Annotated in this window: 10 protein-coding genes; all 10 read left to right on the top strand. The window is 69.0% G+C overall.

All coding sequences use genetic code 11. From position 1 onward, the window contains the following. Window positions 1-114: 114 nt before the first annotated feature. The 10 genes from V9L20_RS24640 to tssG all read left to right on the top strand — a co-directional run bounded on the left by V9L20_RS24640 (window position 115) and on the right by tssG (window position 12,903). Window positions 115-2,010: a serine/threonine-protein kinase gene (locus V9L20_RS24640; protein WP_337298590.1), complete on the top strand. Its 1,896-nt coding sequence runs from the start codon at window positions 115-117 to the stop codon at window positions 2,008-2,010. 54 nt (window positions 2,011-2,064) lie between these two features. Continuing rightward, window positions 2,065-3,675, top strand: a complete 1,611-nt coding sequence (gene mltA, locus V9L20_RS24635) for a murein transglycosylase A (RefSeq protein WP_258503782.1) — start codon at window positions 2,065-2,067, stop codon at window positions 3,673-3,675. 141 nt (window positions 3,676-3,816) lie between these two features. Next, a complete protein-coding gene (locus V9L20_RS24630; protein WP_337298589.1) occupies window positions 3,817-4,566 on the top strand; it encodes a hypothetical protein in 750 nt (249 codons plus the stop codon). 28 nt (window positions 4,567-4,594) lie between these two features. Further along, window positions 4,595-5,773 carry a hypothetical protein gene (locus V9L20_RS24625; protein WP_337298588.1) on the top strand — a complete coding sequence of 393 codons (1,179 nt, stop codon included), beginning with the start codon at window positions 4,595-4,597 and terminating at the stop codon, window positions 5,771-5,773. Window positions 5,774-5,898: 125 nt separating this feature from the next. Then, the gene (locus tag V9L20_RS24620) at window positions 5,899-7,914 is read left to right on the top strand and encodes a caspase family protein (RefSeq protein ID WP_337298587.1); all 2,016 of its coding nucleotides are present in this window, start codon (window positions 5,899-5,901) and stop codon (window positions 7,912-7,914) included. A 70-nt stretch (window positions 7,915-7,984) separates the two neighbouring features. After that, the gene (locus tag V9L20_RS24615; protein ID WP_258503786.1) at window positions 7,985-8,551 is read left to right on the top strand and encodes a type VI secretion system tube protein Hcp; all 567 of its coding nucleotides are present in this window, start codon (window positions 7,985-7,987) and stop codon (window positions 8,549-8,551) included. Window positions 8,552-8,576: 25 nt separating this feature from the next. Next, window positions 8,577-9,419 (top strand): type VI secretion system accessory protein TagJ, encoded by an 843-nt coding sequence (locus V9L20_RS24610; protein ID WP_337298586.1) that lies wholly within the window; start codon window positions 8,577-8,579, stop codon window positions 9,417-9,419. Beyond that, entirely contained in the window at window positions 9,412-9,927 is a 516-nt protein-coding gene (gene tssE, locus V9L20_RS24605) for a type VI secretion system baseplate subunit TssE (RefSeq protein ID WP_157611784.1), read from the top strand. The genes V9L20_RS24610 and tssE overlap by 8 nt, the downstream gene beginning before the upstream one ends. A gap of 7 nt (window positions 9,928-9,934) precedes the next feature. Then, window positions 9,935-11,827, top strand: a complete 1,893-nt coding sequence (gene tssF, locus V9L20_RS24600; RefSeq protein WP_337298585.1) for a type VI secretion system baseplate subunit TssF — start codon at window positions 9,935-9,937, stop codon at window positions 11,825-11,827. Continuing rightward, window positions 11,824-12,903: a type VI secretion system baseplate subunit TssG gene (gene tssG, locus V9L20_RS24595; protein ID WP_337298584.1), complete on the top strand. Its 1,080-nt coding sequence runs from the start codon at window positions 11,824-11,826 to the stop codon at window positions 12,901-12,903. The genes tssF and tssG overlap by 4 nt, the downstream gene beginning before the upstream one ends. The last annotated feature ends 17 nt before the right edge of the window (window positions 12,904-12,920 follow it).

The following is a 12,920-nucleotide window of genomic DNA, read 5'->3' as shown; positions in this document are numbered from 1 at the left end:
GCCTTTCTTTTGCCTACGTTTCTTTGGCGAAGCAAAGAAAAGTAGGTCGCCCGCCGGGGCGAGACCCGGCCTCGGAAAGCAAGCCCCCGTCAACGTCCATACGGGAGCCAGCCAATGACCGAAACACCCAAAACAAACAAGCCGCCAGAAGACGACCGCACCCAGGTCATGTCGCGGCCCGCCCAGCAAACGGACACCTCCGTAACGGTAATCACAGCCAGCCCCACAAGCCTGTCCAACGCCCCCGTCACAAGCCCAGCCACAGAAGCCAACGAAGCCGGCCTCCTCCCCGTAGGCAGCCGCCTCGCAGAATTCGAAATCACCCGCGTCGTAGGCCAGGGCGGCTTCGGCGTCGTCTATGAAGCCTGGGACCACGCCCTCGAACGCGTCGTCGCCATCAAGGAATACCTGCCCACATCGCTCTCGACAAGGCAGCAGGACGGAACAGTCGTCCCCCTGTCGGAGCGCCACCGCGAAACCTTCGACCTCGGCATGCGCAGCTTCATCAACGAAGCCCGCCTGCTCGCGCAGTTCGACCATCCCTCGCTGCTGAAGGTCTACCGTTTCTGGCAGGAGCGCGGCACCACCTACATGGTCATGCCGTTCTACCGCGGCGACACGCTGCGCCAGGCGCTGGGGTCCATTCCGGCGGGCGTGGACGAGGCCTGGCTCATCCGCATCATGGACGGCGTGACGCAGGCGCTGGGCGTGATGCATGGCGCCAACTGCTATCACCGCGACATCGCGCCCGACAACATCATCCTGCTCGAAGGCTCGGGCCGGCCGGTGGTGCTCGACTTCGGCGCCGCGCGCCGCGTGATCACCGACAAGACGCAGGCGATCACGGTCATCCTCAAGCCGGGCTACGCACCCATCGAGCAGTACGCAGAAATGCCCGACATGTCGCAGGGCGCGTGGACCGATGTCTATGCACTTGCGGCGGTAATGCATGTGGCCGTTTGCGGACGCGCGCCGCCGCCCTCGGTGGCCCGGCTCCTGTCCGACAGCTATGTGCCGCTGGCGGGCAACGAAATCCTTCGCCAGCGCTACAGCCTGCGACTGCTGCAGGCAATCGATGCGGGACTGGGCGTGCGGCCCGAGTCGCGGCCCCAGTCGATGGCGGAGTTCCGCGCGGCGCTCGACCTGGAGGTGGGCCACAGCATCGCGCCGGTGCCGCGCACCTCGCCGCCTGTGACCCCTGGCTCGCGAAAGACCGCCGGCAATGCCGACGCGCCGACCATCATCGGCGGCGGTGGAAAGACGTCAGTGCCGGGTTCGCACGATGGCGGCGGCTCCGGCAAAAGCAAGGCCGTTCCCGTCATCGCATCGCTGGCGGTGGCCGCCGTGGTGGCTGGCGGTGGTTGGTGGTGGTACCAGGGCCGCACGGCCGCGGAAGGCGACAGCGGCGGCGGCAAGCAGGCGATCGTCGCGCCACCACCGCCGCCCGAGATCCGCGTGACCGAAGCGCCCCCGCCACCGCCGCCTCCTCCGCCGGCACCCCGCACGCCGCTCGACTCGCTGCAGTCGCTCGCCGCGGGTGCGGCGCCGGGTTTCGACGTGGCGGCCGCGCCGAAGAAGCCGGAGGTCGCAATCGGCAAGGACAGGCTCGCCTTCGAAGTGCGCAGCAAGCGCGACGGCTTTGTGTACGTGTTCCTGCTGTCCAGCGGCGGCGAGATGTTCTTGCTGTTCCCCAACCTGCTCGACAAGCACAACAAGATCACCGCCGGCAGCCCGCTCTCGCTGCCGCGCGCTTCGTGGCCCATGGATGCCGGCGGCCCCGCCGGCACCAACCAGTTCGCGGTGCTCGTGAGCGAGCATGAGCGCGACTTCGGCGCCTCTGGCGTCCAGAACGACGGCGTGTTTCCGCAGTTTCCCCTTCCCGTGCTGGCGGCGCTCGAAGCCACGCGCGGCACGGGGCCGTCGCCTTTGCTGGGCAAGCCGGTGTGCGCGCCCAACACCCCATGCAACGACGTCTATGGCGTCGCGAATTTCAAAATCGTCGAGAAGTAATCGTCTGTAGAGCATTGGCCCGAAGGGGCCGTCTTTCCGGACAAGGAGGCTTTCATGTACACGCAGTCGCCGATTTTCATTTCTTCCGCCCTTCGCTGGGCTGCCGCCGCCGCGGCTGTGTTCGCAGCAGGCTGCGTCAACACGCCGCCGGCAAGCCCCGCTGACGCCAGTGCCAACACCGGGCCAGCTAGCTCCGGCGCCACGGCAAGCGGAGCGCCCGCGGCCGCATCGCGTCCGGCCCCCGTCGGCTCGAGCGTGGCCGGACAGGCGCGCACCTTCTCCACCCAACTGGCCACCTACACGTCGGTGAGCTTCGATGCCGTGCCCGGCTGGGCGCGCGACGATTTCTCGGACAGCTGGCCGGCGTTTCTCGGCAGCTGCAAGGTGCTCACCGGCCGCGGTGCCGAGTGGAAGGACGTGTGCGCGCGCGCCCTCAGGGTCGACAGCAAGAACAGCACGGCCATCCGCGCCTTCTTCGAGCAGGAGTTCTCGGCCTACCAGATCCGCGATGACGACCGCAAGCCCGACGGCGTGGTCACCGGCTACTTCGAGCCCGAGATCGCGGGCAGCCGGCAATACGCGGCGCCCTTCATCTACCCGGTGTACGGCCAGCCCGAAGACATGCTGTTTGCAGATGCGCGCAAGCTGCCGGCCGGCAACGGCACGGTGGCGGCGCGGGTCGAAGGCCGCAACGTGGTGGTGCAGACTGGCCTGAGCACGCGCGATATGGGCGCGCCGGGCCTTTATGCGCTCGACCTTTCGGCCATCACGCGCGACACGCTCGACCGCAAGGTGCGCCTGCGCATCGAGGGCAAGCAGCTGCTGCCGTACTACACGCGTGAAGAAATCGAAACCAAGGGTGCGCCCAACGCCAAGGTGCTGGCCTTCGTGAGCAGCGCCACCGCGCTCTACGAAATGCAGATCCAGGGCTCGGGCCGCATCAAGCTGGCCAACGGCGACATCATTCGCGTGGCCTACGCCGAGCAGAACGGCCAGCCCTTCCGTCCCACGCTGGCGCAGGCGCCCAACGGCAAGCCCCGCAGCCCGGTGAAGGTGCGCGGCTCGTCCATCGAGCTGGACCTGGACGACGGCGATGACGACGAAGACGCCGGCGGCACCTCGACCAACACCATCCGCACGCGCGGCTTCACGCTCGCGCGGCCCACCGCCAGCGGCGCCGTCGTGGTGCCGGGGCGGCGCACGGCCGGACCGGTCATCGGTTCGGGCATCAAGGACCCGAGCTATGTGTTCTTCAAGGAATCGACATCGCCCGCGGGCGGGCCGGTGGGTGCCTTCGGCGTGCCGTTGTCTGCCGGCCGCTCGATTGCGGTGGATCCGCGCAGCACGCCGCTCGGCTACCCGGTGTTCGTTTCTACGCGCGCGCCCGGCACCGGCGCGCCGATGCAGCGGCTGACCATTGCGCAGGACACCGGCGGTGCGATTCGCGGCGCGGTGCGGGCCGACTATTTCTTCGGCAACGGCCAGCAAGCCGCCACCAACGCGCGTCGCATGAAGGAGCGCGGTCAGCTCTGGATCCTGCTGCCGCGCGGCCTGGCCGTGGCCTCGGCAGCGGTGTCTTCGGCCATTCGCACGCGCGGCGGTCCGGTGGGCGCCGGCTTGCCGCAATGCCTGGTGCCGACCGAAGGCGTGTGCGTGGACGACTGATGCGTCCGACTCTTCAGCGATGGGCACGGCGGGCCTTCTCCTGGGAACACCGCGGAACCGGCTTTGCCGGGCCGCTGGTGTTGCCCCCTGCAAGGGGGTGGGAGAAGCGACACGAAGTGCGCGGAGCCTGGGGGTGAGCCAATGATCGAAACGCTGTCGTCCGCGGAAAGTGTTGAACTCGTCCGCCTCTGGCGGCGTCGGCAGACGCTGTCCTCGAACGACATGGGCACCATGTACCGCATCGTGGGCGATGCGCTGGTGGCCTGCAATCCGCCGGAGCTCCAGGTGCTGGGCGAAGGCCGGCAGGAGCTGGTGGCGCAGTTCATCTACGTGAAGGTGCTGCGGCTCGATGCCGACCCCGACGAGGCTGATGAGCGTGCGAGCCACAGCGCGCCTTCCAGCGCCTTTGCGCTGTGCGCCTACTTCCGGCGCTACCTCATCGACTGCACGCGCGCGAGCTCGTTCCGCCGCAAGCTCTCGATCGGCGACCAAGTCACCGAGGCGCAGCTCGAAGACGCTATCGGCTCGGGCGATGACCCGGGCGACTGCCTGGCCGAGCACGGCCTGAGCGCCGGTGCGGTGCAGCAGGCCGCGCGCGCGTTCATTGCCGAGCTGCCCGAGCCCGAGCGCATCCTGCTGTGCGAAGGTTTCGGCAAGGAGGCCGAGGGCGGCTTGTCGGGCATTGCCTCGCGCCACGCCATTGCTTCCTATCACTACCGCGCGGGCCGGCTGGGCCTGGTGCACAAACGCGAAGGGCTCACCGCGGACTATGCCAAGACCCGCCTCGGCGGCTGGATCCAGCAGACGCTGGGCATTGCCATCGAGCCCGACAACATGGCCGCGATCCTGCAGGTTTTCAAAATCCTCGGTGCTGAAGCGTCTTATGCCTGAAGACATAGCCATTCAGGAACAGACCGCCATGAACACCGAACTCTGGCCCCCTCTCAGCGTGATCCGAAGTGCGTTCCAGGCCGGGGGCGCCGCGCCCGCGATGCCCGACGCCCCGGGGCACGAAGCCGGCACGGCCACCGTGGCCATGCCGGGAACGGCACCCCGCGCCGCGCAAGGCACCGCGGCTGCGCCGCCGCGTGCCGTGCTCGACCTTCTGCTTCCGCTGACCGAATTGGCCCGGCGCCGCGAGGCTGTTGCCCAGCGTGCCTTCACGGCGCGCTGGGCGCCGGGCCGCCTTCTGAGCGTGGTGCACGAAGGGCGCCTGCTCGGCGTGCTGCTCGACCGCTGCATCCACGGCAACCTGTGGCAAGGCTGGATGGCCGCGGGCGAGGCGGACTGGGCCGGCGCATACGACGTGCTGCTCGAGCCCGATGACGAGCCCTTCGAGCCCGCCTTCGGATTGATCCAGGCGTGGAACGTTCTCACGCTCGAACCCAGCCCACAGCTTTGTGCGCGCGTGCTCGGCGAAGTCTCGGCCACGCGGCTGGCCGCGATTCGCGCGGTGCACGACGAGTGGGCTGCGCAAGCGCCGCTGGCCATTGCGCCCGAACCGGGGCACATCGCATTGCGCACCGTGGGCGGTGTGTTCTCGGTGCTCTCGGGCACGCCGCTGGGTGCGCAAGATCCACGCGCCGACTACCAGGCGCTCTATCGCGATGCCGCATCGCAACTGAGCACCGCCTTGCAGCCGGCTTCGCACAGCGGCAGCGCATCGGACGCGGCACCGGGCACATCGCGCGCCAGGCCGCAGCCAAGGCCCGAAGGCGGCTGGTGGGGCAGCATCCGCCGCTGGTTCGGTGCCGAAGGCTGGGTGCGCCCAGCCTTCGCGGTGCTCGCGCTGGTTGTGGTGGTGCAGAACGTGGGCCTGCCCGTCGGGCGCAACGCCGAGGACGACGAAGTGCGCTTCCGCAGCGTGCCCACCGTGCCGGAGGCCGCGCCAGCAGCGAACCTGGTCGTGCGCTGGAAGGACGGCGTGCGCATCGACGAGGCCGACAGGCTCTTGCACGCGGCGCAGGCCGAGGTGGTCGGCGGGCCGGGTGGGAACGGCGTCTGGCGGCTGCGCGCGGCCGATCCGGTCGGGGGTCTCGCGGTGCTCGCGGCATCGCCGCTGGTCGAGTCGGCCGGTCCCACTCCGGAGCGGCCATGATGTTCAGGCTGCGTCCGTTCTTCTCGCTCCCCCGCCGGGGGAGGGCTGGGGTGGGGGCACGCGGCATATCGATCGGGCGCTCTGCCTGCCCCCATCCCAGCCTTCCCCCGGAAGGGGAAGGAGCCATGCGATCGCGTTGTTTGCGGCTGCTGTTGTTGCTGGCGCTGCTGGTCTCCGGCACCGCCGCCTTCGCCACCCAACGCGCGCTGCTCGTCGGTGTCTCCGAACTCGTCAACCAGCCGCAGGCGCTATGGCTCCAGGCACCGCGCAACGACGTGATGCTCATGCGGCAGACGCTGATGAAGCAGGGCTTTGCGCCCGCCGATGTCACGGTGCTGGCCGACGGTGTTGCAGGCGCCTCGCTGCCCGAGGCCGAGCGCATCAACGAGGCCTTGGCCCGGCTGCTCGAGCAGTCCCGTCCGGGCGACTTCGTGATGCTCTATTTTTCAGGCCACGGCACGCGGGGGCGCGACAGCACCAAGCGCTACCAGGAACCCGATGGCCTGGCGGAAAACTTTCTGGCGCGCGACGCCCGCGGCACGGATGCGTCCGGCGGCAGCTTGCCGGGCGGCCTGCGCGATGTCGACTTCGACCGCTGGATCCGCGCCTTTCTGGGCAAGAACGTGTTCGTGTGGTCGGTGTTCGACACCTGCTCCGCGGCCTCGATGACGCGCAGCAGCGCCGCACAGCCGCCGGAAGACGCCGGCCCCGCGGACGATGAAGTGCGCTTTCGCGGCGTGCGTGCCGGTCAGCTTGCCGCGAGCGGGCCCGCTGCGGCACCGCCGCCGATGCAGGCGCTGCCCGAGGCTGCGGCCGGTGTGCCCCGCGCGCGCTATGTGGCCTTCTTCGCCTCGGAGAGCCACCAGGTCACGCCCGAACTGCGCTTGCCGCGCAAGGCCCGCAACGCGCGGCCCCAGGGCCTGCTGACCTGGGCCGTGGCCGAGGCGTTGCAGCAGAAGCCCGCGACCTGGCGCGACCTGTTCAACGGCGTGCTGGACCTGTATCCGCCGGTGATCGAAGAGCTCGAATCGCGCTTTCCCGCGCGCGAGTTGCCGTCGCCGGTGGCGGAGGGAAACCTCGACCTGCCGGTCTTTGCCAATGCCTCGGCCCCTCTTTCCACGCGCCCCGTGTGGCGTGCCGAACGCGCGGGCGGCAGTCTCACGCTCAAGGCCGGCCTGCTCGACGGACTGGAGCCGGGCCAGGAGCTTCGCATCGTCGCCACCCTGGCCGACGGCCTCCAGCGCACGGCGCAGGGCAGGCTGGCGCAAGCCGATCTCGGCAGCGCGCGGCTGGCTGTTCCCCCGGCCTTGGCTGAACTCGCGCAGGCCACGTCATGGAGCGTGACGCCGATGGGCGAGCCGGCCTCGGCGGCATTGCGGGTGCGCAGCGATTCCGCACTGCCCGGCGGGCTCAGCCTCGACTACCCCGCCTCCATCCGCACGGCGGGCGAGGCGCAGGCCGATGTGCGCTGGGTGGACCTTGGCGCGGCGGGCGGCCGGCTGGAGTTGCTGTCTCCCGCATTTGCTGCGGCTGCCGAGGCAGGCTCTGCGCCGTCCGGCATCGTGGTGCGAGACATGGCCGAAGCCCGCGTGCGGCTCCAGGCACTGGCACAGCTCAAGTGGATGTCGCGCCTTGCCGAGCTGGCAAAGGATGGGCGGCTCGACGGTTTCGATGCCGTGCTCGAAGTGCGCGACGACAGCCGCGTGCTGCGCAGCGCGAACGTGCGCGACACCGCCGGCGGCGCCTTGCAGCTGCGGCCGGGCGAGCGTGCCGAGCTCATGGTTCGCAACGGCAGCGGCCAATCGATCGATCTGGTGGTGGTCGGTGTCGATGCGCAGGGCGTCCTGCGGTCCGTCTATCCCGAAGACCTGGGCGAAGCCAATCGCTTCGAACGCGGCACGCGCGAGTCGCCTGCTTCCAAGCGCTTTGCGCTCCCGTGGCTCAAGCCCGGGCGGCCGGCCAGGCTGCTGGTGCTGGCAGCGCCGGCCCAGGCCCGCAGCGCACCGCGCCTGTTTGGCGCCGGCACCACCGAAGCCACGACCCACACCGCGGAACTGCGGGTGCGCGGCCAGCTCACGCCCGAGCGCGAGCGACAGGTGTACGGCGCCATGCTGCGCTGGACGAACCTCGCCGCGCCGTGACCAGGCCCCCTCCGCACACCTCCATCCGCACACATCCACCGAATCACACATCACCGAGAAGGAGAAGCCCATGTCCATGACTTCCAACGGAGTCCCCGATCCCGACGACGCACTGCGCATGCTCGATCTTGCGTTGGGGGGGGCGAGCGGCTGCGACCTCGTCATGCTGATCGAGCACTCGGGCACCCCTATCGAGGGCGAACTGCCGCGCCAGTTCGAGGACGGCAAGCCGCGACTGGAAATTGCCGGCTATTTCTGGGGCGGGCATCAGCACTCGCAGTCGGGCCGCGCCGCGGCGGCGCGCGCGTTGTCGAACTTCATCGTCGTGCGCCGCACCGATGCGGCCACGGCCTCCATCGCGAGCCTGCTGCGAGTCAATGCGGAAGCCGGCAAGGTGGTTGTGAGCGTCTACAAGTCGGGCGGCGACGTCAAGTCGACCGAGGCCCAGGCGATGCTGGAGTTCACCATGGAGAAGGTGCGGGTGACCAGCCACATGCTGCTCACCAACAGCGTGCTGGGCGTGCCGACCGAAATCATCAGCTTCGCATTCAGGCGCTTCAGCATCCGCTCGGCACCGCAAAAAGAGGCGGGCGCGCGCGGCGCGGTGCGCGAGTGCGTGTTCGAGTCCGCCGAGTGATCGAAACCAACCGGGGCCCCACACCATGACCGCATCCGAACTGCTGAAGGCCGCCGATCCGGTGGCCGCGCTCAAGGCACTGAGCGACGAAGTGCGCGCCAAGCCGTCCGACAGCAAGCACCGCGTCTTCATGGCGCAGTTGCTCTGCGTGCTGGGCCAATGGGAGCGCGCGCTCAACCAGCTCACCGTGGCGGCCGAGCTCGACGCGCTGGCCGTGCCGATGAAGCAGGTGTATGGCGAGGCCGTGCGCTGCGAGGGCCTGCGCGCCGAAGTGTTCGCGGGCAAGCGCACGCCCATGGTGTTCGGCCAGCCGGACGAATGGCTGGCGCTGCTGATCGAATCGCTGCTGCGCCAGGGCCGCGGTGAAGACGGCATGGCCGAAGACCTGCGGCAGCGCGCCTTCGACGCCGCACCGGCCATCGGCGGCACCATCGACGGCGCCCCCTTCGAATGGCTGGCCGATGCCGACATGCGCCTGGGACCGGTGCTCGAAGCTTTCGTCAATGGCAAGTACTACTGGATTCCCTATGTGCGGCTTGCGCACATCAAGATCGAGCCGCCCGAAGACCTGCGCGATTGCGTCTGGATGCCCGCGCACCTGCAGTTCGAAAACGGCGGCGAGACGCTTGCGCTGATTCCCACGCGCTACGAGGGCAGCGAGAACAGCGCCGACGGCGAACTGCAGCTTGCGCGCAAGACCGAGTGGCGCGAACTGCGGCCCCAGGTGTGGATCGGCAGCGGCCAGCGCGTGCTGGGCAGCGACGCCGGCGAGTACGCGCTGATGGACGTGCGCGAGATCCTGTTCACGCCGGCTGCCACCGCCGCCGCGGAGGCCGGCACGCCTGCCGAGGACGGCGCCGATGGCTGAACTCACCGCGCAGGAACGGCTGCAGCCGTCGCTGCTCGATCGCCTTGTCGACCATGCGCCCGACGAGAAGCGCGAGAGCGACGACAAGCGCACGCTCACCAAGCAGGCGCTGCGCCAGGCCGTGCTGCGCGACCTCGGCTGGCTTTTCAATGCCACCAGCTACGGCCTTGCCATGGACGACAAGCGCTTTCCCAATGCGGCGCGCTCCGTCATCAATTACGGATTGCCTATGCTGTCTGGCCAGTACACCTCGTCGGTGCAGCGTGTCAGCATGGAGCAGGCTTTGAAGAACGCAATCCTGCAGTTCGAGCCACGCATCCTGTCCCGCACTCTCGAAGTTGAACTCGTCATGGAAGGCTCGGCATTGGACTCCCACAACAGCATCGGCCTGCAGATCCGCGGCATGCTGTGGGCGCAGCCCGTGCCGCTCGAGTTCCTGATGCGCAGCCGCGTCGACCTGGAAGAAGGCCGCATAGAGATCGTGGACATGGCGCAATCCCAGAGGTAAGTCCGCCATGGACCCCAGGTTGCTGAACCTGTATGAACAGGAACTGCGCTACTTCCGCGAAAGCTCTTCGGAGTTTGCGCGCGCTTTTCCGAAGATTGCGCACCGCTTGGGCATCGAAGGCCAGGAGGTCGCCGACCCGTACGTCGAGCGACTGATCGAGGCCACCGCATTCCTCTCGGCACGCGTGGGGCTGAAGCTCGATGCCGAATACCCGCGCTTCACGGGGCATCTGCTCGACATCGTCTATCCGCACTTCCTGGCGCCCACGCCGGCCATGGCCATTGTGTCGGTGGTGCCCGATGCCGAGGACGCCAAGCTTGCCACCGGCCCGACGCTGCCGCGCGGCAGCGGGCTGCGCGCACGGCAGGCGGTGGGACAGAACACGCATTGCGAATTCCGCACGGCCAGTGCACTGCGCGTCTGGCCCATCGAAATTCTGCGGGCCCAGTACTTCACCTATGCGCCGGACCTGCCGCTGAATGCGCACCCGCAGTCGCGCGCGATTCGCGGCGGGTTGCGCATTGCGCTGCGCGCGACGGCAGGGCTGAACTTCAGCCAGATCGCCATGGACGAGCTGCTGCTGCACTTCGGCGGCGCCGAAGACGTGGCGTGGCAACTGCACGAATGCGCGCTGGGCCAGCCCGTGGGCGTGCTGGTGCGGCCGATGGCGCCCGGCGGCGCAATGCAGGGCGCGATGAAGACGCTGCCCGGCAGCGCCATCCAGCCGGTCGGCTTCGAGGAAGACGAGGCGCTGCTGCCGGTCACGGCCACCGGCTTCTCGGGCTTCAGGCTGCTGCAGGAGTACTTCGCGTTTCCGCAGCGATTCCAGTTCGCCCGCATCGGCGGCCTGCAGCCGCTGCTGGCGGACATGGCCGTGACGGAAGTCGAGGTCGTGCTGCTCTTCTCGCGCGGCGATGCGGCGCTCGAAAAACTGGTGAGTGCGGACAACGTGCAGCTGCATTGCGTGCCGGTGGCCAACCTCTTCAGCAAGCGGCTCGACCGCGTACCCGTGTCGGAAGGCGTGAGCCAGTTCCACCTGGTGCCCGACCGCACGCGCCCGCAGGATTTTGAAGTGCACACGGTGACCGAGGTCACCGGGCACGGCGCACCCGGCACGGCGGAAGTGGCCGCCGAACAGTCGTTTCGCCCGTTCTATTCGGCCTTTCATGGCAGCCGCCATGCGCACCCGGCCTACTACACGACCACGCGCGAGCCGCGCATGCTCTCTGTGCGCCAGCGCACCGAGGGGCACCGCAGCAGCCATATCGGCTCCGAGGTGTACATGCAGATCGTCGATCCGCAGCAGGCGCCGTATTCGACCGCGCTGCGCCAGCTGGCGGTGACGGCGCTGTGCACCAACCGCGACTTGCCGCTCCTGATGCCGCTGGGCCGCGACAACGATTTCGATTGCATCGACTCTTTTCCAGCGCAGCGCGTGCGAATGGTGCGCGGGCCTTCGCGGCCGGTGTCGCCCGTGGTCAGCCAGGGCCTCGGTTGGCGCGTGGTCGACCACCTGGCGCTCAACTACCTGTCGCTCTCGGACAGCACGCCCGAGCAGGGCGCCGCCGCATTGCGCGAAACCTTGATGCTCTACGCCGCGCACGCGGATGAAATGCGCCAGGGCCAGGTGCGCGGCCTGTTGTCGGTGAAGAGCAAGCCCGTGGCGCGCAGGCTGCCGCTGCCCGGCCCGATCGCGTTCGGCCGCGGTCTCGAAGTGACGCTCGAGGTCGACAAGGATGCGTTCCACGGCCACAGCGTCTTTCTTTTTGGCGCCGTGATGGCGCGCTACCTGGCGCGCCACGTGGAGGTCAACCACTTTGTCGAGGCCGTGCTGCGTATTGCGGGCAAGGGCGAAATCATGCGCTGGAGGCCGCTGTGCGGGACACGCCAGATTCTGTGAGCGCCGCCCAGGGCTGGTCCGTCGGCGCGCGCGTGGACAACGCGCTGCGCGAGTGGTCGGCCGAGCCCTGGGCCTTCGACTACTTTGCGGTGCTGCGGCGGCTGGAATCGATTGCCGCAACCACGCCGCGCTGGGGCCGCGCGCTGTTGCCGAATGCGGAGCCGGTGCGCGTGGGGCAGGAGCCTTCGCTTTCGTTTGCGCCCGCCAGCTTCAGCCGCTTCGAGCCCGCCACCGCCTATTCACCGCCGCGCCTGCGCCAGCATTTCTTCAGCTACATCGGCCCCAACGGCCCGCTGCCGGTGCACCTGAGCGACTTCATTCGCGAGCGCAGCATCAACCAGGGCGACCCGACGTGGCTGGCTTTCCTGGACAGCTTCTCGCATCGTTTCTCGCTGCACTTCTACCGGGCGTGGGCGCAGTCGCGGCCGGCCGTGGCGCTCGACCGGCCGAACGAAGACAGGTTCAGGCTGCAGGTCGGTGCGCTGGTCGGCATCGGCGCGCCGGGGCGCATCGGGCGCGACGAGGTGCACGACGACGCGCGCCTGCATTTTTCAGGCTGGCTGGCGCGGCGCGTGCACAACGTGGAAGGCGTGGAGTCGGTGCTGTGCCGCTACTTCGGCGTGCCGGTCAAGCTGGAGCGCTGGGTCGGCCACTGGATGAGCCTGCCGACCGGCGAGCTCACGCGGCTTGGCCAGGGCGAGACCTCGCGCTCCATGGGCATGGGCGCCATGCTCGGCACGCGCGCGTGGGACCGGCAGCACCGCGTGCGGCTGCACGTGGGCCCGCTCACGCTCGACCAGTACCGCATGTTTCTTCCCATCGGCGATGCGCAGCCCGTGCTGCAGCGCTGGATGCAGCAGCTGCTCGGCGACGAGCTCGAGTGGGACGCGCAGCTTGCACTGCAAGGCGCGCAGGTGCCGCCCACGCGGCTGGGCCAGGCGAAGGGCAATGCGCCGCGCCTCGGCTGGATTGCATGGCTCGGGCAACGGCCGCGCTCGCGCGATGCGGCCGACGTGCGCATTGCAAGCCATCCGGCCGGCGCGAACCTGCGGCCGCACGCGCTTCCACTTCAATAAACCCATCTTCATTCGTC

It is taken from the genome of Variovorax sp. CCNWLW225 (genome assembly GCF_037204045.1).
Lineage (GTDB): Bacteria > Pseudomonadota > Gammaproteobacteria > Burkholderiales > Burkholderiaceae_C > Variovorax.
The sequence above is the reverse complement of the archived record's forward strand: the minus strand, read 5'-3'. Positions and strand labels throughout refer to the sequence as shown.

What these genes read in the sequence shown, in the direction of transcription:
- V9L20_RS24610 (WP_337298586.1), top strand. Translation starts at nt 8,577, where the DNA reads ATGACCGCATCCGAACTGCTGAAGGCCGCCGATCCGGTGGCCGCGCTC.
- V9L20_RS24615 (WP_258503786.1), top strand. Translation starts at nt 7,985, where the DNA reads ATGTCCATGACTTCCAACGGAGTCCCCGATCCCGACGACGCACTGCGC.
- V9L20_RS24630 (WP_337298589.1), top strand. Translation starts at nt 3,817, where the DNA reads ATGATCGAAACGCTGTCGTCCGCGGAAAGTGTTGAACTCGTCCGCCTC.
- tssE (WP_157611784.1), top strand. Translation starts at nt 9,412, where the DNA reads ATGGCTGAACTCACCGCGCAGGAACGGCTGCAGCCGTCGCTGCTCGAT.
- V9L20_RS24640 (WP_337298590.1), top strand. Translation starts at nt 115, where the DNA reads ATGACCGAAACACCCAAAACAAACAAGCCGCCAGAAGACGACCGCACC.
- mltA (WP_258503782.1), top strand. Translation starts at nt 2,065, where the DNA reads ATGTACACGCAGTCGCCGATTTTCATTTCTTCCGCCCTTCGCTGGGCT.
- V9L20_RS24625 (WP_337298588.1), top strand. Translation starts at nt 4,595, where the DNA reads ATGAACACCGAACTCTGGCCCCCTCTCAGCGTGATCCGAAGTGCGTTC.
- V9L20_RS24620 (WP_337298587.1), top strand. Translation starts at nt 5,899, where the DNA reads ATGCGATCGCGTTGTTTGCGGCTGCTGTTGTTGCTGGCGCTGCTGGTC.
- tssF (WP_337298585.1), top strand. Translation starts at nt 9,935, where the DNA reads ATGGACCCCAGGTTGCTGAACCTGTATGAACAGGAACTGCGCTACTTC.